1 protein-coding gene is annotated in these 202 nt (G+C 68.3%); it reads left to right on the top strand.

Annotation, left to right across the window (positions count from 1 at the left end; genetic code table 11):
• Positions 1-202: TerD family protein (locus tag ACSNOH_RS35465; protein WP_436725539.1), on the top strand; the 202-nt coding region annotated here is incomplete at both ends.

Here is a 202-nt window from a genome sequence, read left to right on the forward strand (position 1 = left end):
AGGAAGTCGCGCGCTACTCCTTCACCGGAACCGAATTCAGCACCGAGCGCGCGGTGATGCTCGGTGACGTCTACCTGAAGGACGTCTGGCGGTTCGCCGCCGTCGGCCAGGGCTTCGACGGCGGGCTGGAAGCACTGCTCAGGAACTTCGGCGGCGAGGTGCTGGAGGAGGAGCCCGAAAGCCAGGCGCCGCAGGCGCCCCA

The organism is Streptomyces sp. URMC 127 (assembly GCF_051386535.1).
GTDB lineage: Bacteria > Actinomycetota > Actinomycetes > Streptomycetales > Streptomycetaceae > Streptomyces.